Below are 24068 nucleotides of genomic sequence, written 5' to 3'. Positions count from 1 at the left end.
CCGTCCTGGCCAGGGCGGACCCGGCCGCGGGACGGGGAGCGAGCGCCCGGTGCCGCTCAGTAGGCGAGGCTGGACTTTCCGGTCATCGTGGTCGTGACGTGGGTGATGGCGCTGCCCGGGGGCAGCGCCGTCGTCGTCGCCGTCCCGGTGGTGCCGGTGGTGGTGCCGTCGCCGAGCTGCCCGACGTCGTTCGCGCCCCAGCCGATCACCGAGCCGTCGTCGAGGGCGGCGAGGGTGTAGTTGAGGCCGCCCGCGATGTCCTGGACGCCCTTGAGCTGGTCGAGGACGACCGGGGTGGTGCGGTTGGCGTTGGTGCCGTCGCCGAGCTGCCGGTCGGTGTTCTTGCCCCAGGCGGCGACGCTGCCGTCGTCGAGGGTCGCGAAGGCGGTGGCGTTGGTGGCGAAGACCGAGGCGACGGAGTCCAGGTACGCCACGTCGACCGCCTTGTTGCTGTCGGCGACCGAGTCGTTGCCGAGCTGCCCGTCCGTGCCCTTGCCCCAGGCCTTCACCGTGTTGTCGGCGGTCAGTGCGAGGACGTACTCGCAGCCCACGGCGATGGCCTCGATGTTCTCGACGTTGGGGACCTTCTGCGGCGTCTCGCGGGTGGTGTTGTTCTCCGTGCCGAGGCGCCCGTTGTCGCCCTTGCCCCAGGTCCAGACGGTGCCGTCCTGGCGCAGCGCCACGCTGAAGTCGCAGCCGGCCCCGACGTCCTTCACCTTGTCGAGGCTCTGCACGGGGATCGGCGTCTTGTAGGGGCTGGTGGTGTCCTGGCCGGTGCCGAGCTGTTTGGAGGCGTTGCTGCCCCAGGCCAGGATCCGGCCGCCCTTGACGGCGAGGACGTGGTTGAGCCCGGCGGAGACGGCGCTGACCCCGGAGAGGCCGGTGACGGTGCCGGGGAAGCTCTGGGCGGTGGTGGTGCCGTTGCCGAGCTGGCCGGTGGTGTTGCTGCCCCAGGACTTCACGGTGCCGTCCTTGAGGAGGGCGACCGCGAAGGGGTTGGCGGCGGCCGCGGCTCCGCCTCCGCCGCCGGACACCTTGCGGACGTCGTCACGGGCGATGCCGGTGACGGCGGCCGGGGTCTGCTGGGTGAGCACGGAGCCGTTGCCGAGCTGGCCCTGGGCGTTCTCGCCCCAGCCGCGGACCCAGGGGTCGGTGCCGGCGTGTGCGGCGGCGGGCACGGCGGTGAGGGGGAGGGCCGCCAGGGGCAGGGCGGCGAGGAGGGTGAGACGCAGGGGTGGGGTCATCTGCGTGCCTTTCGGATCGTCGTGGGGTCAGTAGGCGTAGCTCGTGCGCCACACGGTGGAGGTGGTCACACGGGTGGTGCCGCTGCCGGGAGGGAGGGCGAGGACGGGACCGCGGGACGAGTCCGTGGTGCCGTCGCCGAGCTGTCCGGAGCGGTTGTCGCCCCAGGCGGTGACGGACTGGTCCGCCAGGACGGCGAGGGTGTGGTCGTAGCCGCCGGCGAGCGAGCGGACCTCGCCGAGGCCGGTGACGGGCACGGGGGTGGTGCGCTTGACGGTGCTTCCGTCGCCGAGCTGGCCCGCCCAGTTCCCGCCCCAGGCGCGGACGCCGCCGTCGTCGAGGAGGGCGAGGTTGTGGTAGCCGCCGGAGAAGACGGCGGCCACGTCCTGGAGGTGGACGACGTCCACGGGGCTGGACCTGGGGGTGGTGCTGTCGTCGCCGAGCTGGCCGTCGACGTTGCGCCCCCAGGCCTTCACGGTGCCCTGGGCGGTGAGGGCGAGCGAGTGGCGGCAGCCGGCCGTGACGGCGACCACGTCCGTGAGGCCGGGGACCCGCTGGGGCGTGCTCCGGTTGGTCGTGGAGCCGATGCCCAGCTGGCCCTCGTCGTTCATGCCCCAGGTCCAGACCGTGCCGTCCGCGCGCAGGGCGACGGTGTGGTAGCAGCCCGAGGCGGCGTCCGTGACACCGCTGAGGCTCTGGACCCTGACCGGGCGGGTGGTGGCCTGGTCGCCGACCGTGCCGTCGCCGAGCTGGCCGGCGCCGGCGGCACCCCAGGCGAGGACCCGCCCGGCCCGTACGGCCACCGCGAAGTTGACGCCGGCGGCGACGTCGGTGACGCCGGACAGTCCGCTCACCGCGGCGGGGAACGGCCGGTTGACGGTGGTGCCGTCGCCCAGCTGCCCGTTGGAGTTGCTGCCCCAGGACTGGACCGTCCCGTCGTTCAGGACGGCGACGGCGAAGGGGTTGCCGTTGTTGCCGCCGCCGCCCGCGATCTCCCGTACGGAGTCCCGGGCCAGGCCGGTGACCGACGACGGTGTCGACTGGTCCAGCAGAGAGCCGTTGCCGAGCTGCCCCGCGCTGTTCAGGCCCCAGGCCCGCACCCAGGGATCGGGTGCTCCGGCGGGGGACGGGGTGCTCAGGGCGAGGACGGCGGCGAGGGCGGCGGCCAGGGCGGCGCCTATGCGTGCGGGGGAGTACGTCATCACGTACGCACCCCGCTCAGTACGCGTACGACGTGTTGCCGCCCAGCGACACCGCCACGTCCTTCACCTTCGAGCCCTCGTCGAGGATCCTGACGGACTCGAAGCGGGACACGGTCGTGCCGTTGCCGAGCTGGCCCTCGCCGTTGTGGCCCCAGGCGAAGACCTCGTCCGCCGTCACCGCGACGCCGTGCCGCGCGCCCGCCGCGAGGTGCTGGACGCCCTCCAGGCGCGGGATCTCGACGGGGGCGGTGCGGTTGGTGCGCGAGACGTTGTCGCCGAAGGCCTCGTCGCCCTCCAGGAGCTGGCCGTACTGGTTGTTCCCCCAGCCCCAGACGTGGCTGTCGCTGGTCTTCACGTAGTTGTGGAAGGCGCCGGCCTCGATCTCGGAGACCCCCTCCACCCAGTCGACGTCGACCGGGATGGTGGAGGACTTGGTGCTGGAGTTGCCCAGCTGGCCGTAGAGGTTGTAGCCCCAGGACTTCACGGTGTCGTCGGCGGTCAGGGCGAGCGCGTGGTAGCAGCCCGCGTCGATCGACACGATGTTCTCCAGGCCCTGCACCTGCCGGGGCACCGGGCTCGTGGCGCGGCTGCCGTTGCCCAGCTGGCCGTGGATGCCGCGGCCCCAGGCGTAGACCTTGCCGTTCTCCAGGAGCGCGAGGCTGAAGTCGCAGCCGGCCGAGATCTGCTTCACCTTCGGCATGCCCTGGACCCGGTCGGGAACGGTGCGGCTGTCGCCGGTGCGGTTGTTGCCGAGCTGGCCGTAGGAGTTGTCGCCCCAGGAGTAGACCTGGCCGCCGGTGTCGAGGGCGAGGGCGTGCTTCCCGCCGGCCGCGACGTCCTTGACGTTCGTCAGCCGGGGCACCGTGGTCGGCACGGTCTGGTTGTCGTTGCCGCCGTTGCCCAGCTGCCCCGAGGAGTTGTGGCCCCAGGACTTCACGGTCTTGTCGGTGCGGGCGAGGACGAACGAGTCGGCCGACGAGGTGCCGCCCGCCGACATCTGGTCCACGTCGCCCCGGAAGAGGCTGGTGACCGAAGTGGGGGACAGGCTGTCGTTCACGGTGCCGTTGCCGAGCTGGCCGGTGCGCCCGGCCCCCCAGCTGAGCACGGTCGGATTGCCCTCGTTGGCGCTCGCCGCGGGGGCGAGGAGCGGCACGGCGGCGAGGGCGGCCAGGGCGGCGACGAGGGGCATGCCGCGCAGGGCCCGCCAGGGGCCGCGTGGTGATCGGGACATGGGTCTGCTCTCCTTCGTGGGGGACTGACGGGAGGGCGGACCGCGGGCATGGGGTGCCCGGGACCTGGTCGGACGGCCGGGAACGGACCGTCGGACCCATCAGCAGACTTACCGACGGCGATCATGGGCGCGACTCGGCACGACTGAAACACCCGTATGACGGACGGCCGTTCGGGAGGTCGCTCCGGGCCGCTGATTCACCGGATCGGGGGCGGAGTGCGCCGGTCGTCCGCGCCGCGTGCGCAGCGCCGCCGATCGGCGGCGTCCGGGAGGGTGAGAGCCCCGGGGCGCGCGGTGCGGGAGCCCCCGCCCGCCGCCCCGAATCCATCCGTACGGGGTCCCCGGGCCGGAGTGCGGGACCCCTCGCGGCCGCACCCGCCCGAGCCGTACGGCGGACCGTGGATGCGCTCCGCCGATGCGGTGAGCCCGGGGCGGAGCCGTCGCCGCGCCGTGTGTCCTGACGTGGCGCCGTGACCGGTCCGGTTAGCGTCGGTCTGCGCTTGGCGATCTTGACGGCGGTCCCTGCCGCGATCCCCGGCCCGTTCCCGTTCCTGTCAACTCACCTCCGCTCCCAAGGAGTTGTGATGTCCCACGCTCTGTCCGCCCGATCCCCGCGGCGCGCGCTCGGCGCCGCCGTCCTCGCCTTGGCCCTCGCCCTCACGGCCGCCCCGGCCGCACTCGCCCGGACCCCGGCCGCCCCCGCCGAGTGCGCCCCCGACGACCAGGCGTGCAAGGACCAGGAGGCCAACGCCAACGAGGCGAAGGAGATCGAGGAGCAGCAGAAGAAGACCAAGGAGTCGGCGGCCCAGGCCGACAAGGACATCAAGAAGGTCGGCAAGGACCTGGAGGAGTGCAAGCCCGGGTCCGACACCTGCATGGACAAGCTGGCCAAGGGCAACGGCGAGAAGGCGGGCCTCGCCGACATGACCGCCACCGTCAACGGCTTCAAGCCCGACCCGAAGGACAACGCCCAGTCCGCCGTCACCACCACCTGCGCCGACTTCCCGGCCTCGCTGCCCGCGGGCTCGGCCGAACCGGACCAGTCCCCCTTCCCGGTCTCCCAGCTCTGCTCCCTGCTCGGTTCCTGAGCCCGCCCGCCCCACCGCCCCTGATCCGAAGGGTTTCCCCATGTCCCCGCGCCGTCCCGCGCTGCTTCTGCTCCCCGCCCTGGCCCTCGGCCTCGCCGTGCCCCTCGCCCCGCCCGCCTTCGGCGCGGAGGAAGGGCCCGGCGAGCCGCCCGTCCCGCATGCCGTCGCCGCCGACGGAAGCCCGGCGAAGATCGCCGACGTCCTGAAGTACTGCGACACCAAGGCCGACGCCTGCCGCTTCGTCATCGACCCCAAGCAGGGGCGCGAGTTCGCGACCGCGGTCCGGTCCCTCGGCAACTCGGTGGTCAACTGCACCGAAAGCGACATGAACGTCGACCGCACGGTCACCCTGCGCACCTCCAGCACCGACAACATCGGTGGCGAGATCTCCGGCAAGATCACCGCCGAGGGCACCGTCACCGCGTCGGGCGAGGTCACCACCAACCTCACCAACGACATCACCAGCGAGAACAAGACCCCCAATCTCAAGGACGGCCCGACCTCGACCAACGGCACCAAGACCGGTGTCGCCGCCGGCGGGAAGGTGGCCGGCTCGATGAGCGCCAAGCTCGCCTTCGAGGCCGCCTTCAAGGCCACGTACTCGAAGTCCTGGACGGTCGACAACACCGAGGCGACGACCTACAAGACCACCGTCAAGGCCTACGACATGCTGGTGTTCGGAGCGAGCGCGGCCATGCGCAGGGTCGTCGGCAGCCTCGTCGCCAACTCCGGGGCCCAGATCTCCGGGATCGCCGTGGACAGCCCCTCCATGGTCAACTCCAGCAGCTTCGTCGCCCAGACCTACGCCGCCCCGGCCAACCTGTGCGGCCGCACCCGCCCCACGGGCAACACGGCCGGCGGCGTCCAGCCGCAGCCGGGCCCGCCGCCGTCCCCCCGGACGCTGCGCCCCCGCGACGCCCTCGTCCCCGGGGCCGTACCGAAGCGGGTCGACATCCTGCACCCCGTCCGCAGCGGTTCCTGAGCGACTGCGGCTCTCCGTCCGCAGCGGTTCCTGAGCGACTGCGGCCCTCCGTCCGCAGCGGTTCCTGAGCGTCCCCGGCCCTCCGTCCGCAGCGGTTCCTGAGCGTCCCCGGCCCTCCGTCCGCAGCGGTTCCTGAGCGGCGCGGCGCCACGCCGCCCGCTCCCTCCCTCCCCGTCCCGCCCCTGGCACGCACCCCCCCACGAGGAGTCCGTCCCCATGTCTTCCTCTTCCGCCGTCCGTACGCTCGCGGCCGCCGGTCTGCTGCTCCCGGCCGCCCTCGCCGGTCCGGCCGCCGCGGCCGACGCCCCCGCCCCCCAGACCGTCACCGTCCTCAACGGCGACTTCGCCGACCCCGTCATGAAGGGCGACGGCCCCACCACCGTGGGCCTCGACTTCTGGGACGGCCGCAACCAGCGCTACTCCCCGTCCGCCTCGGGCCGCACCGACAACGCCCATGGCGTCGCCCTCGAAAAGGAGGGCAACTCCCTCGCCCAGCGCCTGCGCGGGGTCCGCTCGGGAGCGAGGGTGACGGTCAGCTACGAGGACAGCCCGGCCGTCTCCAAGGAGTGCACCGGTCCGGACGTCGTCAGCGGCCAGCCCTACACCGTCGAGGGATCCGGCGGCACCGCCCAGGCGGTGACCACCGCCGGCGACCCGGACAGGGTCAAGGGCACGCCGGGAACGGGGGTGTGGACCAAACGCAGCTACACCTTCACGGCCGGCGAGAACGAGCCGCTGCTCGCCTTCGCCTCCAAGGTCACCGACTCCAAGACCCATGTCACCTGCACCCCGATGATCGCCCGCGTCCGCGCCGTGGAGGTGCCGGTCCCGCTCGACCGGACCGTCGACAAGACCAACCTCGGCCGGGCGGAGGCGTACAAGGGCAACGAGCGCCAGTCCACGCTGCACAACGCGGCCGCCGCCTGCAACGGGGACAACGCCTGCGTCTTCCGCCCCGACATGCGGATGTCCTTCCGCTACTACGACCGCGCCCGCGTGGTGGGCGAGGCCTTCGTCAACTGCACCCGCAACACCCTCGAACACGCCCGGGTCGTCTCCTTCGCCGACCGCAGCTACGACAGCATCGCCCAGACCTACGCGGCCGCCGGCCTCCCCCTCAACGACGTGGCCAAGCTGCCCACCTCGGGCGACCGCACCGAGGACGAGAAGCGGATCAAGGAGCGCCCGATGGCGGGGCAGTTCTCGCTCGCGTACGAGAAGGGCTGGCAGCGTGCCTGGCAGTGGTTCTCGGGCGAACAGCGCAATGTCGTCGAGCGCATCCAGCCGGGCGAGGTCAGCTGGGTCGAGCTCCAGCCGAGCCGGGAGCGCGTCGAGGGCTGGTTCCTCAGCAAGAAGGACGACTACCGGCTCCACGCCGTCATCGACGGGCCCTCGCGCGGGGTGCCCGACCGGCTGCTCCAGCGCACCGGGCCGATGTCCGAGGCGGAGAAGCAGCGGTGCGCCGCGGCCAGGCCGATGACCACCACCCCGGTCGACTCGGGCGGGGCCGCCTACTCCTCCGACAAGGGCCTGATGAAGGTCGCCCCGCCCACCGCGCGGGCCACCCGAACCGTTCCGCTCAGCTGACCGAGGGCCCCGTGGGCGGGGTCAGCTCCGCCGCCTGCCCGCGCAGCCAGCCGAGCAGTGCGGCGGTCCGCGGGTCCCGCTCCGGCGGGCGCGGGCTGAGCAGCCCGTAGTCCGTGCCGTCCGCGACGAATCCGTACGGGGCCGTCAACCGGCCCCGAACGAGGTCGTCATGGACCAGCGCGTACGGGCCGATGGCGACGCCCACGCCCGCGACGGCTGCCTGGAGGGCCAGATAGAAGTGCTCGAAGGTCTGCTGCCCCGAGGCTCTCGTGGTCCGGCCGGTCAGCCGCTGCCAGTCGTCCCAGGCACCCGGCCGGGTGCCGGCGTGCAGCAGGGTCACCGGTGCGCCGGCTTCCAGCTGCGCGGCGAGTTCGGGGTGGCAGACCGGGCCGATCCGCTCCTCGAAGAGGGGCACCCGGCACACCCCCTCCGGCACCGGGAAGTCGTCCCGGCGCACCGCCGCGTCCACGGTGTCCCGCGCGAACGCGACCGGTCCGCCGCCCGCCGACAGGTGCACGGTCAGACCGGGGTGGCGCCCGGCGAGGTCCGGCAGGCGCGGGATGAGCCAGCGCATCAGGAGCGTGGGCTCGCAGGACAGGGCGAGCGGCCCGGCGCCGCCGCGGCCCGACACCTCGCGGGCCGCCTCCTCGACCAGGTCGAGCGCCTCCCGCACGGCCGCGGCGAGACGGCGGGCCTGCGGGGTGGGCCGCAGCGAGCGCGCCCCCCGCTCGAAGAGGGAGGTGCCGAGGGCCTTCTCCAGGTTCTGCACCTGGCGGCTGACCGCCCCGTGGGTGACGTGGAGCTCCCGGGCGGCCCGGGTCATGCTCGCGTGGCGCACCGTCGCCTCGAAGGGGAGCAGGGTGGTCAGCGGCGGCAGGTCCGGGCGGCTCATGTGTGAAACCTACTCACAGGTGGAGTGAGAAGGAATCGCTTGTCCAGGGAGTTCGTGGACGCCAGGGTTGATCTCGTCACGGAACCCGATCCGAGGGGAACACCCGGCGATGCCGCCCTCCACCCTCGTCGTCCTCGCCGACGACCTCACCAGCGCCGCCGACGGCGCGGCGCCCTTCCGCAGGGCGGGGCACCCCGTCCTGGTCCTCTTCGACCTCCCCGAGGCGCTGCGGGCGGGAGTCACGGCCGTCGACCTCGGCAGCCGGCTCGTCGACGCGACCGAGGCGGCCGCCCGGACGCGGTGGGCGGCCCGGGCGTACGCCGGTGCGGACCTGCTGCTCAAGACCGTCGACTCCACGCTGCGCGGGCATGTGGCGGCCGAACTGCGGGCCGCCCTCGCCGGATCGGGCCGCCGGGCGGCCGTCGTCGCCCCCGCCTTCCCCGCGGAGGGGCGCACGACGGTCGGCGGCGTCCAGTACGTGCGGGGCGTACGGGTCGACGAGAGCGAGTTCGCCCGCGACCCGGCCCACCCGGTCCGCACCGCCGACCTCGCCCGCCTCCTGCCGGCGGCCACCGTCGTCGAGGCGGACCGGTTCGAACTCCTCGCGGGAAGCGGCGTCTTCGTCTGCTCGGCGGCCACGGAGGGCGAGCTCGACGCGGTGGTCGCCGCCGTGGGCCGCCCCGAGGACGTCCTCTGGGTCGGCTCCCCGGGCCTCGCCGCCGCCCTGGCCCGCCGGTACCCCCGCGATCCGGCGGCCTCCTTGCCCGAACTCCCGCCCGTACGGCGCCCGCTGGCCGTCGTCGGCAGCGCCAACCCCGTCAGCAGGCGCCAACTCGGCGCGCTGTACGCACAGTCGGAGATGGCCGGCGCCGTCGCCGACGACCCCCCGTCCGCCGTCGCCGCGCTGAGCGCGGCGCGGGCGCCCCTGCTCGCCGTGCACACCCCGGACGCCCGCGGCGAGGACCCCGCCGAGCTCACCCGCCGCCTCACCGAGACCGCCGCGGAACTGGCCCGCGAGGGCCACGCCGACGGGCTCGTGCTCACCGGCGGCGAGACCGCGGCCGCCGTCCTCGGCGCCCTCGGCGCCACGGGCATGGAACTCCTCGACGAACCCGAACCCGGCATCGCCCGCGGCGCCCTCCACGGTCCGACCGCCCCGCGTCTCCCCGTCCTCGTCAAGGCGGGCGGCTTCGGCGACGACGGCACCCTCTCCCGCCTCTGCGCCCTGCTCACGACGGGACACGGCCGATGAACCACGTCGGAGCCCGACGGGAGGCCGACCCCCGCCCCATCGCCGTCACCATGGGCGACCCGCACGGCGTCGGCCCCGAGATCACCGTCAAGGCCTGCGCCGATCCGCGCCGCCGCCCCCCGGTCCTCGTCATCGGCGACCCCGGCGCCCTCACCCGCGCCTGCCGCACCACCGGCGTTCCGCTGACCGTGCGCCCGGTCGCCACCGCGGCCGAGGCCGGGCACGCACCCGGCGTCCTCCCCGTACTCCCGGAAGGGCCCGCCCTCCCCGCGCACCCCGCCCTCGGCACCCTGGACGCCGGCGCCGGCGCCGCCTCCTTCGCGTACGTCCGCCGGGGCGTAGAGCTGGCCCTGGCCGGAGAGGTTCGGGCACTCACCACCGCCCCGATCAACAAGGAGGCCCTCCGGCTCGCCGGGCTGCCCTACCCCGGCCACACCGAGATCCTGGCCGAGCTCTCCGGCACCGAGCGCTACGCCATGATGATGGCCAACCAGGAGCTGCGGACCGTCCTCGTCACCGTGCACCAGTCCCTGCGCTCGGCGATCGACGCGCTCACCCCGGCCCGGGAGCTGGACACCATCCGGCTCGCCCACCGGGCCCTCGGCGGGGACCGGGGGGCCCGGCCCCGTATCGCCGTCGCCGGACTCAACCCGCACGCGGGGGAGAACGGCCTCTTCGGCCGCGAGGACCTCGACGTCATCGCCCCGGCCGTCCGCGCCGCACGCGCCGAGGGCATCGACGCCGACGGGCCCCACCCCGCGGACACCGTGTTCATGCGGGCCCGCGCGGGGGAGTTCGACGCCGTCGTGGCGCAGTACCACGACCAGGGGCTCATCCCGGTCAAGTACCTGGGCCTGGAGCACGGCGTCAACATCACCCTCGGCCTGCCGTTCGTCCGCACCAGCGTCGACCACGGCACCGCCTTCGACCGCGCGGGCACCGGCACCGCCGACCACACCAGCCTGCTCACCGCCCTGCACCACGCCGACGAGCTCGCCGCTCGCGCCGCCCACGCCTGAGGGACTCCGATGGACTTCATCTTCATGCTCACCCGCGACGACCGGACCGTCACCGACTGCCTGCACGTCCTGGACTCCGTCCGCGAGCTCGGCATCACCCACATCGGCTTCAAGGACGTCGGCGTCGACCCCGCGACCCTGCGCCGCCTCCACGCGCAGATCAGGGAACTCGGCGCCACCAGCCACCTGGAGGTGGTGTCCACCGGCCGCGAGCAGGCCCTCGACTCCGTGCGGGCGGCTGCCGACCTCGGCGTGGACTGGCTGATGGGCGGCGTCCGGATCGAGGAGACCCTCGGCCTGCTCGCCGGCACCCCCGTCCGCTATCTGCCCTTCGCGGGTGAACCCCAGGGGCACCCGACCCGCCTGGCCGGCACCCCCGCCCGGATCGCCGAGGACTGCCGCCGTGCCGAGGCCGCCGGCTGCGCGGGCGTCGACCTGCTCGCCCACCGGGCCACCGAGGCGGAGCCGCTCGACCTGGTCCGCGCGGCCCGCGCCGCCACCGGCGGCCGCCTCGTCGTCGCCGGCTCCCTCTCCTCCCCGGCCCAGATCCGGGAGCTCGCCGAGGCCGGGGCCGACGCCTTCACCGTCGGCTCCGCTGCCTTCGCGGGCGCCGTCCGCCCCGACGCGGGAACCCTTGCCGCGCAGCTCACGGCGCTGCTGGAGGCGGCCGCGGGACCGAGGTAGCCGGACAGTCCCGGGCCCCCCTTACCCTTGTCTGGTGACCAGCAGCAAAGACGGGACCGGAGCAGTGGCCGAGGCGGGCGTGACGCGCACCTACGAAGTACGCACCTACGGGTGCCAGATGAACGTCCACGACTCCGAGCGGCTCTCCGGCCTCCTGGAGGAGGCGGGTTACGTCAAGGCACCGGCGGACGCCGACGGCGACGCCGACGTGGTCGTCTTCAACACCTGCGCCGTGCGTGAGAACGCCGACAACAAGCTGTACGGCAACCTCGGCCGGCTCGCCCCCCGCAAGGCCGGGCGGCCCGGCATGCAGATCGCCGTCGGCGGCTGCCTGGCGCAGAAGGACCGCGACACCATCGTCAAGAAGGCCCCCTGGGTCGACGTGGTCTTCGGCACCCACAACATCGGCAAGCTGCCGGTCCTCCTGGAGCGCGCCCGCGTCCAGGAGGAGGCGCAGGTCGAGATCGCCGAGTCGCTGGAGGCCTTCCCCTCCACGCTGCCGACCCGGCGCGAGTCCGCCTACGCCGCGTGGGTCTCCATCTCCGTCGGCTGCAACAACACCTGCACCTTCTGCATCGTCCCCGCCCTGCGCGGCAAGGAGGAGGACCGCCGCCCCGGCGACATCCTCGCCGAGATCGAGGCGCTGGTCGCCGAGGGCGTCTCCGAGATCACCCTGCTCGGCCAGAACGTCAACGCGTACGGCTCCGACCTCGGCGACCGCGAGGCCTTCAGCAAGCTGCTGCGCGCCTGCGGCCAGATCGAGGGCCTGGAGCGGGTCCGCTTCACCTCGCCGCACCCGCGCGACTTCACCGACGACGTGATCGCCGCCATGGCCGAGACCCCGAACGTGATGCCGCAGCTGCACATGCCGCTGCAGTCCGGCTCGGACACCGTCCTGAAGGCGATGCGCCGCTCGTACCGGCAGGAGCGGTTCCTCGGGATCATCGAGAAGGTGCGCGCCGCCATCCCGCACGCCGCCATCTCCACCGACATCATCGTGGGCTTCCCCGGCGAGACCGAGGAGGACTTCGAGCAGACGATGCACGTCGTCCGCGAGGCCCGCTTCGCGAACGCCTTCACCTTCCAGTACTCCAAGCGCCCCGGCACCCCCGCGGCCACCATGGAGGGCCAGATCCCCAAGGAGGTCGTGCAGGCGCGCTACGAGCGCCTCGTCGCCCTCCAGGAGGAGATCTCCTGGGAGGAGAACAAGAAGCAGGTCGGCCGCACGCTGGAGGTCATGGTCGCCGAGGGCGAGGGCCGCAAGGACGGCGAGACCCACCGCCTCTCCGGTCGCGCCCCCGACAACCGGCTCGTCCACTTCACCAAGCCGGACGAGGACGTGCGCCCCGGTGACGTGGTGACCGTCGAGATCACCTACGCCGCCCCGCACCACCTGCTCGCCGAGGGCCCGACCACGGCCGTCCGCCGCACCCGCGCGGGCGACGCCTGGGAGAAGCGCACCACCGAGGCCGCCGCCAAGCCGGCCGGCGTCCTCCTGGGGCTGCCGAAGATCGGCGTCCCGGAGCCGCTGCCGGTCGCGGACGCGCCGGCCTGCGGGAGCCACTGACACGGTCGAGCGCAGGGGGGTACGGGATGGAGAAGTGGGCCGTCATCGCGCAGTACGCGCAGGGTGACCGGTACGTCACGGACGTGGTCTCCCGGGTGACCGGCACCCGGGAGGACGCCCTGGAGGCCCTGCGGCTCGCCGCCACCTCGTACCGCACCCCGATGCGGGAGAAGTGGCGCGAGGTCTACCGGCTCTCCGGCGGCGACAGCTACCTGGTGATCGCCAGGGGCGCCGTGTCGCTGCTGGAGACCACGCTGAGCATCGCCGAGCTGGTCCACGACACCAAGGATTGGGACGCCTGGCCCGCCGCCCCCGGGGACCGGCCGCCGGCGCAGTAGGCTGCGGATCATGCTTGTCGCCGCCGCCGTCTGCCCCTGCCCCCCGCTGCTCGTGCCCGCCGTCGCGGCCGGTGCGGCGCCCGAGCTCGCCGACGCGCGCACGGCCTGCTCCGACGCGCTCGCCGTGCTCGCCGCCTCCCGCCCCGACCGGCTCGTCGTCGTCGGCCCGGCGGGGGTGGACGGCCGGGGCGTCCACCCCGCCGGTTCGGCCGGCTCCTTCGCCGGCTTCGGCGTCGACCTGACCGTACGGCTCGGCAGCGGGCCCGGCGGGGAGCGCCCGCTGCCCGCCTCGCTCGCGGTCGCGGCCTGGCTCCTGGAGCAGACCGACTGGGCCGACGCGCCCGTCGAGGGGCTCGGCGTCGGGGAGGAGCTGGAGAGCGCCCGGTGCGCGGCGGCGGGCCGGGAGATCGCCGCGGCGGCGGACCGGGTCGCCCTGCTGGTGATGGGCGACGGCAGCGCCTGCCGCACGCTGAAGGCTCCCGGCTACCTCGACGAGCGCGCCGAGGGCTTCGACGCCGCGGCCGCCCGCGCGCTGGGGACGGCCGACACGGCCGCGCTGCTCGCCCTGGACGCGGAGCTCGCCCAGGCGCTCCAGGCGGCCGGACGGGCCTCCTGGCAGGTCCTCGCGGGCGCCGCGGAGGGCGCGGGTCTGGAGGGCCGGCTGCTCCACGAGGGCGCCCCCTACGGCGTCGGCTACTTCGTGGCCGCCTGGAGCTGACGGCGCCCTGCCCCGCGCGGTACGCCGGCGCAGAGGGGACACACACGAACGGCGGACGGCCGCGGAGCTCTGCGCTCCGCGGCCGTCCGCCGTTCGTTCGGAGGGACCGAGGGGTGACGGGCCGGGGGCCGGTGGCCTCAGGCGGCCGGCGGCGGGGTGGCGCCGTCGCCCGTGCCGCCGTCCGTCCCGTCCTTGTGGGCGAGCCGCTCGATGGCTTCCTTGGCCTTGCCGGTACCGGATTCGATCTTCTCGCTGTACTTGCCCTTGGTCTTCTCGTCGACCACCCTCGCGGCCTTCTCCAGGCCGTGTTCCACCTTGTCGCCGTGCTGCTGCGCGAGGTCGGAGACCTTGTCCTTGGCCGGGGCGAGCTTGGCCTTCAGTGAATCCAGGAGACCCATGGGGTCACCATCCCTCCGGCGGACCCTCGGGGAGTCCGTGTCGTGCCGTCTCGTGCCCGGTCCGGTGCGTGCCGAACCGTGCCGAACAGATCCGTGCCTACTGACGGGCGCCTTCGCCGGCCTCGCTGTCCGCCGCCTCCTCCGCCGACTGCTGCTTGGGGATCTCGACGGTCTCGGCCTTCACCTCGGCCTGCTCCGCCGCCTCGGCAACGGCCGGGGCCGCCTCGGCCTCGGCCGTGACGGCCTCCACGTCCTCCGTCGCGGCCGCCGCGGCGGCGCCGTCCTTGTTCCTGCGGAGAAGCTTCGCGAAAACACCCATATTCACTCCTAGCGTACTCAGGGTCGTTATCCCGCAACAGGCAACGAAGCCGGATGGGCGCCGTCACGTAGCTCATTCGGGGACGCGCCGTGAGGTTTGCGAGACTGGTTCGGTGAGAAGTGCAGCTCCCGCCCCGCGGGTCATCGCCGTCGTCGGTCCCACAGCGGCCGGAAAGTCCGATCTGGGCGTTTTCCTCGCCCAGCAGCTGGGCGGCGAGGTCGTCAACGCCGACTCGATGCAGCTCTACCGAGGGATGGACATCGGCACCGCCAAACTGACGCTGGAGGAGCGCGGCGGCATCCCGCACCACCTCCTCGACATCTGGGACGTGACCGAGGCCGCCAGCGTCGCCGAGTACCAGCGCCTCGCCCGCGCGGAGATCGACCGGCTGCTCGCCGAGGGGCGCACCCCGATCCTCGTGGGCGGCTCCGGCCTCTACGTACGCGGCGCCCTGGACGTGATGGAGTTCCCCGGCACCGACCCGGAGGTGCGGGCCCGCCTGGAGGCCGAGCTGGAGGAGCGCGGCTCCGGCGTCCTGCACGCCCGGCTCGCCGCCGCCGACCCCGAGGCCGCGCGCGCGATCCTGCCCGGCAACGGGCGGCGCATCGTCCGCGCCCTGGAGGTCATCGAGATCACCGGCAAGCCGTTCACCGCCAACCTGCCCGGGCACGACTCCGTCTACGACACCGTGCAGATCGGCGTCGACGTCGCCCGCCCCGAGCTCGACGAGCGCATCGCCACCCGCGTGGACCGCATGTGGGAGGCCGGACTCGTCGACGAGGTGCGCGCCCTGGAGGCACAGGGCCTGCGCGAGGGGCGCACGGCCGCCCGCGCGCTCGGCTACCAGCAGGTGCTCGCGGCGCTCGCCGGCGAGTGCACCGAGGACGAGGCGCGCGCCGACACGGTGCGCACCACCAAGCGCTTCGCCCGCCGCCAGGACTCCTGGTTCCGGCGCGATCCGCGGGTCCACTGGCTCAGCGGCGCGGCCGCGGACCGGGAGGAACTCCCCGGGCGGGCGCTGACGTTGGTCGAACGAGCGGTTACAGCCTGATCACGTGATGGCATCGGGACGTCATGCCCGTCATTCCGGGGGGTGTCGGCGTGCCATCATCGAGCATCGATCGACAAGTGGAGTCCGAGTGGGGAGGGCGCGTGGCGATGGAGGCCGGCCCTCGTGACACGGAACAGCAGGCGCCCGCCCGGGGCGAAACCCCCGGTGGGACGCCCGGACTGACGCCGGACGGACCCGACCAGGCCGAGGGCAGCGCCGTCGAGGTGGAGCCCGCGGAGGTCGAGGTGGAACTGCGGCCGCAGCGCCGCCTGAGGATCTGGCAGCTCGCCCCGATCGTCGGTCTCGCCGCCGTCGGCTCCCTGATGTTCGCCTTCCCGCTCGCCTTCGGCTCGGGCGAGGGCGGCGCCGTCGTCGCCATGCTCGGACTGCTCATCAGCTCCTGCGCGGCCGGCTGGGGCATGATGGCCGCCCGCCGCGTCGGCTACACCTGGCCGGGCCTGCCGGCCCGCGGCTCGGGCGAACGCCCCAACTGGGGCGCCCTCGCCCTGTACGTCTCGCTGAGCGCCCTCCTGGTCGCCCTCGCGGTCTGGCGCGTGGCCCGCCTCCGCTGACCCGTCCGAGGGCACGCCGAGCGGGCCGACCCCGGCGGGCTGCGCCTGCCGGTGGCGCTGTGCCTGCGACCCGTACCGCTCCGTGGACCGTCCCGCCCGTTGTCGTGGGCGGCCCGTACAGTTGATCCCGTGACCAGCACGCAGACCTCGCCCCTCAGCTTCCTCAAGGGCCACGGCACCGAGAACGACTTCGTGATCGTCCCCGACGCCGAGAACGCCCTCGACCTGCCCCCCGCGACCGTCGCCCGGCTGTGCGACCGGCGGGCCGGCATCGGAGGCGACGGGGTGCTGCACGTCGTGCGCAGCGCCGCCCACCCCGAGGCGCGGCACATGGCCGACGAGGCCGAGTGGTTCATGGACTACCGCAACGCGGACGGCTCCGTCGCGGAGATGTGCGGCAACGGCGTCCGGGTCTTCGCCCGCTATCTGGAGCACGCCGGGCACGTCACCGCCGGCGAGGTCGCCATCGCCACCCGCGGCGGCGTCAAGCACGTCCACCTCGCCAAGGACGGCTCCGTCACCGTCCGCATGGGCCGCGCCGTGCTCCCCGAGGCCGGCGTCACCGTCACGGTCGGCGAGCGCAGCTGGCCCGCCCGCAACGTCAACATGGGCAATCCGCACGCGGTCGCCTTCGTCGACTCCCTCGACCACGCGGGCAACCTCTACACCGAGCCGCCGTACGAGCCGGCCGGGGTCTACCCGGACGGGGTCAACATCGAGTTCGTCGTCGACCGAGGCCCCCGCCACGTCGCCATGCGCGTCCACGAGCGCGGCGCGTCCGAGACCCGCTCCTGCGGCACCGGCGCCTGCGCCGTGGCCGTGGCCACCGCCCGCCGGGACGGCGCCGACCCTGCCCTGTCCGGCGCCCCCGTCACGTACACCGTGGACGTACTCGGCGGCACGCTCGTCATCACCGAGCACCCCGACGGCGAGATCGAGATGACGGGCCCCGCCGTGATCGTCGCCGAGGGCACCGTGGAGCCGTCCTGGCTCGACGCCTCCGTCTGAGACGGACCGGGGACGGCGGCCGGAAGCGACGGATTCGAAACCGTCAACGACTGATTCGTCCCTCGAATGGGTGATCCGGTTCACGCTCGGCGAGAGCGGGACTGCGCCACGTGGTGGGGTCGGTAGCATCAAGCACCGGCCCGCCGGGCACACCCTGCCCCGGCCCTTTGCCGGTCGACGCCGCCGGAGGTGCCCCATGAGCGCAGAGGCCACCAACCCCGTGAGCGAGGCCGAGACCACCGGCCCCGACGCTCCCGGCCGCAGACGCGGCCGCCCCAGGATCGACCTCCGCAGGCTCGGTCGCGCCGCCCTGCTCGGCGCGACCGCGGGGCCCGCGATCCGCGACCGGCTGCCCGACGCCATCGGGCACGTCGCCGAGGCCCATCGCGCCCACCACCCCGACGCCGACCTGGCCGTGCTGCGCCGGGCCTACGTGCTCGCCGAGTCCTCGCACCGCGGCCAGTTCCGCAAGAGCGGCGAGCCGTACATCACCCACCCGCTCGCGGTCACCCTGATCCTCGCCGAACTCGGCGCCGAGACCACGACCTTGACCGCGGCCCTGCTCCACGACACCGTCGAGGACACCGAGGTGACGCTCGACCAGGTGCGCCGCGAGTTCGGCGACGAGGTCGCGTACCTCGTGGACGGCGTCACCAAGCTGGAGAAGGTCGACTACGGCGCGGCGGCCGAGCCGGAGACCTTCCGCAAGATGCTCGTCGCCACCGGCAACGACGTCCGGGTCATGTCGATCAAACTCGCCGACCGCCTCCACAACATGCGCACCCTCGGCGTGATGCGGCCCGAGAAACAGGCCCGCATCGCCAAGGTCACCCGCGACGTCCTCATCCCGCTCGCCGAGCGCCTCGGCGTCCAAGCGCTGAAGACCGAGCTCGAGGACCTGGTCTTCGCCATCCTCCATCCCGAGGAGTACGAGGCCACCCGCGCCCTCATCGCCGGGAACAGCGGTGCGGGCGACGCACTCGCCACCATCGCGGAGCAGGTCACCGCACTGCTGCGCGAGGCCGGCATCGCTGCCGAAGTCCTCGTCAGGCCGCGGCACTTCGTCTCCGTCCACCGGGTCCGCCTCAAGCGCGGCGAACTGCGCGGCAGCGACTTCGGCCGGCTCCTCGTCCTGGTCGGCGAGGACGCCGACTGCTACGCGGTCCTCGGCGAGCTGCACACCTGCTTCACCCCGGTGGTCTCCGAGTTCAAGGACTTCATCGCCGCCCCCAAGTTCAACCTCTACCAGTCGCTGCACACCGCCGTCGCCGCCCCCGACGGCGCCGTCGCCGAGGTCCTCATCCGCACCCACCAGATGCACCAGGTCGCCGAGGCCGGCGTGGTCGCCCTCGGCAACCCCTACAGCGGCCAGGACACCCCCGACCCCGCCGGCGCCGAGGACGGCGAGCGCGCCGACCCGACCCGGCCCGGCTGGCTCTCCCGGCTCCTCGACTGGCAGCAGTCCGCCCCCGACCCCGACACCTTCTGGACCTCGCTGCGCGCCGACCTCGCCCAGGACCAGGAGATCACCGTCTTCCGCACGGACGGCGGCACCCCGGGCACCATCAGCCTGCCCGCCGGGGCCACCTGTATCGACGCCGCCTACGCCCAGCACGGCGAAGCCGCCCACAGCTGTCTCGGGGCGCGGGTCAACGGCCGGCTCGCGCCCCTGAGCACCGTGCTCCACGACGGCGACACCGTGCAGCCGCTGCTCGCCCAGGACACCACCTCCGGGCCCTCGCCGCAGTGGCTCGACCACGCCCGCACCCCCGCCGCCCGGATCGCCATCACGGGCTGGCTCCAGGCCCACCCCGAGGACGTCAAGATCCCCGCCGCGGCCCCCCGCCCGCCCGCCAGCGTCACCGCCGACCGGCGCTCCGGGACCAGGCTCCGCGTCGAGCTGCCCGGCGCCGAGACCCCCGCCGTACGCCCCGCGGGCTGCTGCACCCCCGTACCCCCCGACGAGATCACCGGCTTCGTCGTGCGCGGCGGCTCCGTCACCGTCCACCGCACGGCCTGCGCCTCCGCCGAGACCATGCGGCGGCTCGGCCGCTCGCCCGTCACCGTCCACTGGGGCGACACCGCCGCCTGCCGGGTCACCCTGGTTGCCGAGTCCTTCGGGCGCCCCCGACTGCTCGCCGACCTCACCGAGGCCATCGCGACCGAAGGCGCCGCCGTCGTCGCCGCCACCGTCGAACCCCCCAGCGAGCAGCGGGTCCGCCACACGTACACCCTGCAACTCCCCGACGCGGCCGGACTGCCCGCCCTCATGCGGGCCATGCGGGACGTGCCCGGGGTGTACGACGTGAGCCGCGCCCGGCATCCCGCGTCACCCCAGCACTGACGCCTGACCCCTTCGGGTGGCGGGCGCGCGCGCCGCCCGGGGGAGCGGTCCGGGCCCTGGTAGCGGTAGCCCATGCCGCTCCCCTCCCGCACCCCCCGCCATCCGTCGGCCCGCGCGCGTGCCCGCGCACGCGCGCTGCGCTCCGCCGTCCTCGTCGCCCTCTCCGCCGGGCTCGTCGCCGCGGCCCTGCCGCCGGCCGCGCCGCTCGGCATCGGGGACCCGCTGTTCCCGCAGCTCGGCAACCCCGGCTACGACGTCCTGTCGTACGACATCTCCCTCACCTACCCCGGCCGCAACACCGCGCCGCTGGCGGGCGTCACCCGGATCCAGGCGCTGGCCACCGACGACCTGGAGCGGATCAACCTCGACTTCACCCACGGCACCGTCTCCGCCGTCACCGTCGAGGGCGAACCCGCCGCCTACGAGAGCAGCGGCGAGGACCTGGTCGTCACCCCCGCGCGCCCGGTCGAACGGGGCGAGGCGGTCGAGATCACCGTCACGCACACCAGCGACCCCAGCGGACCCGCCGACAGCGGCGGGTGGGTGCGCACCGGGGACGGGCTCGCGATGGCCAACCAGGCCGACGCCGCCCACCGGGTCTTCCCCTCCAACGACCACCCCTCCGACAAGGCGTACTTCACCTTCCGGATCACCGCGCCCAGCGGCCTCACCGCCGTCGCCAACGGCCTGCCCGAGAGCCGCACCCGGGACGGCGCCACCACCACCTGGACGTACCGAACCGCCCATCCCATGGCCACCGAGCTCGCCCAGGTCTCCATCGGCGAGTCGACCGTCGTGCACCGCCAGGGGCCGCACGGGCTGAAGCTCCGGGACGTCGTGCGCACCGCCGACCGCGAGCTCCTGGAACCCTGGCTGCGGCGCACCCCCGGGCACCTGGAATGGCTGGAGAGCCGGGTCGGCCCGTACCCGTTCGAGACCTACGGGGTGCTCGTCGCCGACGCCGACACCGGTTTCGAGCTGGAGACCCAGACCCTCTCCCTCTTCGAGCGCGGCATCTTCACCGAACCCGGCTATCCCGAGTGGTACGTCGACTCGATCATGGTCCACGAGCTCTCCCACCAGTGGTTCGGCGACAGCGTCTCGCCCCGCGCCTGGTCCGACCTCTGGCTCAACGAGGGGCACGCCACCTGGTACGAGGCGCTGTACGCGGCGGAGAAGGGCGGGCCCACCCTGGAACGGCGCATGAAGGCCGCGTACGGTGCCTCCGACCAGTGGCGCGCGGACGGCGGCCCGCCGGCCGCGCCCAAGCCGCCGGAGCCGGGCGAGAAGATCAGCCTCTTCCGGCCCGGCGTCTACGACGGCGCCGCCCTCGCGCTCTACGCGCTGCGCCACACGATCGGCACGGAGGCCTTCGAGCGCCTGGAGCGCGCCTGGGTGAGCGAGAACCGGGACGGCACGCCCGGGACCGCCGACTTCACCGCGCTCGCCGAGCGGGTCTCCGGGCGCGATCTGTCCGGCTTCTTCGCCGAGTGGCTGTACGGGAAGAAGACACCGCCCATGCCCGGGCACCCGGACTGGCGCAGCAGGGCGCCACGAGCCGGGGCGAAGGCGCCGAGCGCCGTGAAACCGGGGTGACGGGCCCGGTCCGGCCGTGTCACCATCTTCTGGTCGGCGGCGCGGCCGGAACCCGGGAATTCTTCCCGGACGTCACGCGTTGTGACTGCCGTAACGGACTTCTCTTCGACGTAAGGATCAAATGACCTCCTCTTCATCCCCTTCCCAGGACAAGCAGAGCTTCGCGGAGACCAGCCGCACCGAGAGCCTTCGGGCCGATGCCCTGATGGAAGAGGACGTCGCCTGGAGCCACGAGATCGACGGAGCGCGGGACGGCGACCAGCTCGACCGCTCCGAGCGCGCGGCCCTGCGCCGTGTCGCGGGCCTCTCCACCGAGCTCGAGGACGTCACCGAGGTCGAGTACCGCCAGCTGCGCCTGGAGCGCGTCGTGCTGGTCGGTGTGTGGACCTCGGGGACGGTGCAGGACGCGGAGAACTCCCTCGCGGAGCTCGCGGCCCTCGCCGAGACGGCGGGTGCCCTCGTGCTCGACGGCGTCATCCAGCGCCGCGACAAGCCGGACCCGGCCACCTTCATCGGCTCGGGCAAGGCGCAGGAGCTCCGGGACATCGTCCTGGAGACCGGTGCCGACACCGTCGTCTGCGACGGTGAGCTCAGCCCCGGCCAGCTGATCGCCCTCGAGGACGTCGTCAAGGTGAAAGTGGTCGACCGGACCGCCCTCATCCTCGACATCTTCGCCCAGCACGCCAAGTCCCGAGAGGGCAAGGCGCAGGTCGCGCTCGCGCAGATGCAGTACATGCTGCCGCGACTGCGCGGCTGGGGTCAGTCGCTCTCCCGTCAGATGGGTGGCGGCGGCGGTGGCGGCATGGCGACCCGTGGTCCCGGTGAGACCAAGATCGAGACCGACCGGCGTCGGATCCGCGAGAAGATGGCGAAGATGCGCCGGGAGATCGCGGAGATGAAGACCGGCCGCGACATCAAGCGGCAGGAGCGCCGCCGGAACAAGATCCCGTCGGTCGCGATCGCCGGGTACACCAACGCCGGCAAGTCCTCGCTGCTCAACCGCCTCACGGGCGCCGGCGTCCTGGTGGAGAACGCGCTGTTCGCCACCCTCGACCCGACCGTCCGCCGGGCGGAGACGCCCACCGGGCGGGTCTACACCCTGGCCGACACCGTCGGCTTCGTCCGGCACCTGCCCCACCACCTGGTCGAGGCCTTCCGCTCCACCATGGAGGAGGTCGGCGACTCCGACCTCATCCTGCACGTGGTGGACGGCTCGCACCCGGCCCCGGAGGAGCAGCTGGCGGCCGTCCGCGAGGTGTTCCGCGACGTCGGCGCGGTGAACGTGCCGGAGATCGTCGTGATCAACAAGGCGGACGCGGCCGACCCGCTGGTGCTCCAGCGCCTGCTGCGGGTCGAGAAGCACTCCATCGCCGTCTCCGCCCGCTCGGGCGAGGGCATGGAGGAGCTGCTCGCACTCCTCGAGTCCGAGCTGCCGCGGCCCCAGGTCGAGATCGAGGTCCTCGTGCCCTACACGCACGGCGGACTGGTCTCGCGGGTGCACGGCGAGGGCGAGGTCCTCTCCGAGGAGCACGCCCCGGAGGGCACCCTGCTCAAGGCGCGGGTCCACGAGGAACTCGCGGCGCTCCTCGCGCCGTACGTCCCCGCCGCGCACTGACGCGACCCACGCACGAGGGCGCCGGCCGCCTCCCTTCGGGGAGACGGCCGGCGCCTTGTCGTCGTACGGGTGCTTCCGGTCCTCGGGTCAGCGGGCGAACTTCTTGCTGACCATCTCGTGAGCGGCCTTGGCGCCGCGGCCCAGCTGCGGTCCGGCCAGCCAGCCGTTGCGGCCGGCGGGGCCGATCGAGGTGTTCGACACCAGCGCCGTCGTGCCGTTGGGCAGCACGCGGAACCAGCCGCCGCCGGAGGAGCCGCCGGTCATGGTGCAGCCGATCCGGTACATGGTCGGGGTGGCCGGCGCCGTGGTGAGGCGGGAGGCGCGGTCCAGGCACTTGTGCATGATCATGCCGTTGTACGGCGGAGCCGCCGGGTAGCCCCAGGCGCCGACCGTGCCGGCCTGCGCGGCCGAGGGAGCGGAGAAGTCGACCGGCAGGGCCACGCCCACGGTCTCCTCCAGGGACTTGCGGCCCCGCTCGGGCTTGACGTGCAGCACGGCGTAGTCGTACGGCCAGGCCTGGTTGGTGCCGCCGCTCTGGATCCACTCACCGGAGGTCACGGCCCAGTCGGCCCAGTACTGGCCGTAGGGGTAGACCTCGTGCGGCTGGGCGTTGCGCAGCGCGGCGGGCGACTTGCCCAGGTCGTTGAAGGCCGGGACGAAGGTGATGTTGCGGTACCAGCCGCCCCGCTTGCCGGCGTGCACGCAGTGGCCCGCGGTCCACACGAGGTTGGACTTGCCGGGGTGGCGCGGGTCCTTCACGATCGTGCCGGAGCAGACCATCGACCCCTCGGGCGAGTCGAAGAAGATCTTGCCGACCGGGGCCGCGTAGCGGTGGTACGGCGTCTTCTCGCGCTGCGCCTGCACCGGCCGCGGCACCGGGTCGCTGCCGGAGCTGCCGGCCTGCGCGGTGATCGTCGGGTCCGGGCTCTTGGCCGACTGCATCCGGGCCGGGTCCCAGAGACCGTCGATCACCGGGTTGACGAAGTCCTCGGCCTCACGGAGCCAGGTGTCCTTGTCCCAGTTCTTCCACTCGCCGTCCTTCCACTTGTCGAGGTCGACGCCGTGCTTCTTCAGCTTGCCGGCGATGTCCTTGGTGAGGTCGGAGCCGGAGCCGGAGCCGTCGTCGGCCGGGGTGGAGGCGGAGGTGGCGGGCTTGTCGGCCGGCTTGTCGGCGGCCGGGGTCTCGGTCGGTCCGCAGGCCGTCGCGGTCAGCGCGAGCGCCGCCGCCAGGGCCGTCAGGCCGGGCAGGAGTCGTATGGAACGCATGGAGTGATGTCCCCCTGGGATGTTCGGCGCGTCCGGCGGTCCGGGGCACGGCGGTCCTGTGGAGCCGTCCCTGATTGCCATGAACGCGTCACTAGCG

22 protein-coding genes are annotated in these 24068 nt (G+C 73.6%); 15 read left to right on the top strand and 7 right to left on the bottom strand.

Annotated elements, in window-relative coordinates:
* Positions 1-56: 56 nt before the first annotated feature.
* The 3 genes from ACH414_RS29765 to ACH414_RS29755 are packed head-to-tail and all read right to left on the bottom strand — an operon-like array spanning position 57 to position 3675.
* Positions 57-1244 carry an RCC1 domain-containing protein gene (locus ACH414_RS29765; RefSeq protein ID WP_386568803.1) on the bottom strand — a complete coding sequence of 396 codons (1188 nt, stop codon included), beginning with the start codon at positions 1242-1244 and terminating at the stop codon, positions 57-59.
* A gap of 27 nt (positions 1245-1271) precedes the next feature.
* The gene (locus tag ACH414_RS29760; RefSeq protein WP_382547467.1) at positions 1272-2444 is read right to left on the bottom strand and encodes an RCC1 domain-containing protein; all 1173 of its coding nucleotides are present in this window, start codon (positions 2442-2444) and stop codon (positions 1272-1274) included.
* 16 nt (positions 2445-2460) lie between these two features.
* A complete protein-coding gene (locus ACH414_RS29755) occupies positions 2461-3675 on the bottom strand; it encodes an RCC1 domain-containing protein (protein ID WP_382547465.1) in 1215 nt (404 codons plus the stop codon).
* A gap of 584 nt (positions 3676-4259) precedes the next feature.
* Here ACH414_RS29755 and ACH414_RS29750 point away from each other — a divergent pair.
* From ACH414_RS29750 to ACH414_RS29740, 3 genes are all read left to right on the top strand, one after another.
* The gene (locus ACH414_RS29750; RefSeq protein ID WP_386568800.1) at positions 4260-4763 is read left to right on the top strand and encodes a hypothetical protein; all 504 of its coding nucleotides are present in this window, start codon (positions 4260-4262) and stop codon (positions 4761-4763) included.
* A 40-nt stretch (positions 4764-4803) separates the two neighbouring features.
* Entirely contained in the window at positions 4804-5745 is a 942-nt protein-coding gene (locus ACH414_RS29745) for a hypothetical protein (protein WP_382547459.1), read from the top strand.
* Positions 5746-5961: 216 nt separating this feature from the next.
* Positions 5962-7332: a hypothetical protein gene (locus ACH414_RS29740; protein ID WP_398944114.1), complete on the top strand. Its 1371-nt coding sequence runs from the start codon at positions 5962-5964 to the stop codon at positions 7330-7332.
* Here ACH414_RS29740 and ACH414_RS29735 read toward each other — a convergent pair.
* The gene (locus tag ACH414_RS29735) at positions 7325-8224 is read right to left on the bottom strand and encodes a LysR substrate-binding domain-containing protein (protein ID WP_382547453.1); all 900 of its coding nucleotides are present in this window, start codon (positions 8222-8224) and stop codon (positions 7325-7327) included. The genes ACH414_RS29740 and ACH414_RS29735 overlap by 8 nt on opposite strands.
* Before the next feature lie 109 nt (positions 8225-8333).
* On the opposite strand from ACH414_RS29735, the gene ACH414_RS29730 reads away from it, so the two are divergent.
* Genes ACH414_RS29730 through ACH414_RS29705 form a run of 6 tightly spaced genes read left to right on the top strand, consistent with a single transcriptional unit; the run spans position 8334 to position 13802 of the window.
* Positions 8334-9476 (top strand): four-carbon acid sugar kinase family protein, encoded by a 1143-nt coding sequence (locus tag ACH414_RS29730; RefSeq protein WP_398944112.1) that lies wholly within the window; start codon positions 8334-8336, stop codon positions 9474-9476.
* A complete protein-coding gene (gene pdxA, locus ACH414_RS29725; protein WP_391770200.1) occupies positions 9473-10495 on the top strand; it encodes a 4-hydroxythreonine-4-phosphate dehydrogenase PdxA in 1023 nt (340 codons plus the stop codon). The genes ACH414_RS29730 and pdxA overlap by 4 nt, the downstream gene beginning before the upstream one ends.
* Positions 10496-10504: 9 nt before the next feature.
* The gene (locus ACH414_RS29720; RefSeq protein ID WP_382547444.1) at positions 10505-11179 is read left to right on the top strand and encodes a HisA/HisF-related TIM barrel protein; all 675 of its coding nucleotides are present in this window, start codon (positions 10505-10507) and stop codon (positions 11177-11179) included.
* A gap of 34 nt (positions 11180-11213) precedes the next feature.
* Positions 11214-12746, top strand: a complete 1533-nt coding sequence (gene miaB / locus ACH414_RS29715) for a tRNA (N6-isopentenyl adenosine(37)-C2)-methylthiotransferase MiaB (protein ID WP_382547442.1) — start codon at positions 11214-11216, stop codon at positions 12744-12746.
* 26 nt (positions 12747-12772) lie between these two features.
* Positions 12773-13084, top strand: a complete 312-nt coding sequence (locus ACH414_RS29710; RefSeq protein ID WP_382547439.1) for a hypothetical protein — start codon at positions 12773-12775, stop codon at positions 13082-13084.
* A 10-nt stretch (positions 13085-13094) separates the two neighbouring features.
* The gene (locus ACH414_RS29705) at positions 13095-13802 is read left to right on the top strand and encodes a hypothetical protein (protein ID WP_391770201.1); all 708 of its coding nucleotides are present in this window, start codon (positions 13095-13097) and stop codon (positions 13800-13802) included.
* Positions 13803-13939: 137 nt separating this feature from the next.
* Here ACH414_RS29705 and ACH414_RS29700 read toward each other — a convergent pair whose 3' ends face one another.
* On the bottom strand, positions 13940-14200 hold the full coding sequence (locus ACH414_RS29700; RefSeq protein WP_382547433.1) for an antitoxin: 261 nt from the start codon (positions 14198-14200) through the stop codon (positions 13940-13942).
* Between the two features lie 97 nt (positions 14201-14297).
* Positions 14298-14519 carry a gliding motility protein gene (locus ACH414_RS29695; RefSeq protein WP_386568782.1) on the bottom strand — a complete coding sequence of 74 codons (222 nt, stop codon included), beginning with the start codon at positions 14517-14519 and terminating at the stop codon, positions 14298-14300.
* Between the two features lie 112 nt (positions 14520-14631).
* Between ACH414_RS29695 and miaA the strand changes: the two genes are divergently transcribed.
* The 6 genes from miaA (at position 14632) to hflX (ending at position 22705) form a co-directional block, all read left to right on the top strand.
* Positions 14632-15570 (top strand): tRNA (adenosine(37)-N6)-dimethylallyltransferase MiaA, encoded by a 939-nt coding sequence (gene miaA, locus ACH414_RS29690; RefSeq protein ID WP_382547427.1) that lies wholly within the window; start codon positions 14632-14634, stop codon positions 15568-15570.
* 107 nt (positions 15571-15677) lie between these two features.
* Entirely contained in the window at positions 15678-16142 is a 465-nt protein-coding gene (locus tag ACH414_RS29685; RefSeq protein ID WP_382547545.1) for a hypothetical protein, read from the top strand.
* 129 nt (positions 16143-16271) lie between these two features.
* Positions 16272-17150: a diaminopimelate epimerase gene (dapF, locus tag ACH414_RS29680; protein ID WP_382547424.1), complete on the top strand. Its 879-nt coding sequence runs from the start codon at positions 16272-16274 to the stop codon at positions 17148-17150.
* Positions 17151-17346: 196 nt separating this feature from the next.
* Complete coding sequence (locus ACH414_RS29675) at positions 17347-19494, top strand: RelA/SpoT family protein (protein WP_398944108.1); 2148 nt, start codon at positions 17347-17349, stop codon at positions 19492-19494.
* A gap of 72 nt (positions 19495-19566) precedes the next feature.
* Positions 19567-21090 carry a M1 family metallopeptidase gene (locus tag ACH414_RS29670; RefSeq protein WP_398944106.1) on the top strand — a complete coding sequence of 508 codons (1524 nt, stop codon included), beginning with the start codon at positions 19567-19569 and terminating at the stop codon, positions 21088-21090.
* Positions 21091-21211: 121 nt separating this feature from the next.
* The gene (hflX, locus tag ACH414_RS29665) at positions 21212-22705 is read left to right on the top strand and encodes a GTPase HflX (RefSeq protein WP_382547415.1); all 1494 of its coding nucleotides are present in this window, start codon (positions 21212-21214) and stop codon (positions 22703-22705) included.
* Between the two features lie 87 nt (positions 22706-22792).
* On the opposite strand, the gene ACH414_RS29660 is transcribed toward hflX, so the two are convergent.
* Positions 22793-23971, bottom strand: coding sequence for a trypsin-like serine peptidase (locus ACH414_RS29660; RefSeq protein WP_382547412.1), 1179 nt, complete (start codon positions 23969-23971; stop codon positions 22793-22795).
* Positions 23972-24068 lie beyond the last annotated feature (97 nt).

This window comes from Streptomyces sp. NPDC020422, assembly GCF_044386705.1.
Taxonomy (GTDB): Bacteria; Actinomycetota; Actinomycetes; order Streptomycetales; family Streptomycetaceae; genus Streptomyces.
This window is presented reverse-complemented; position numbering and strand designations above follow the sequence as displayed.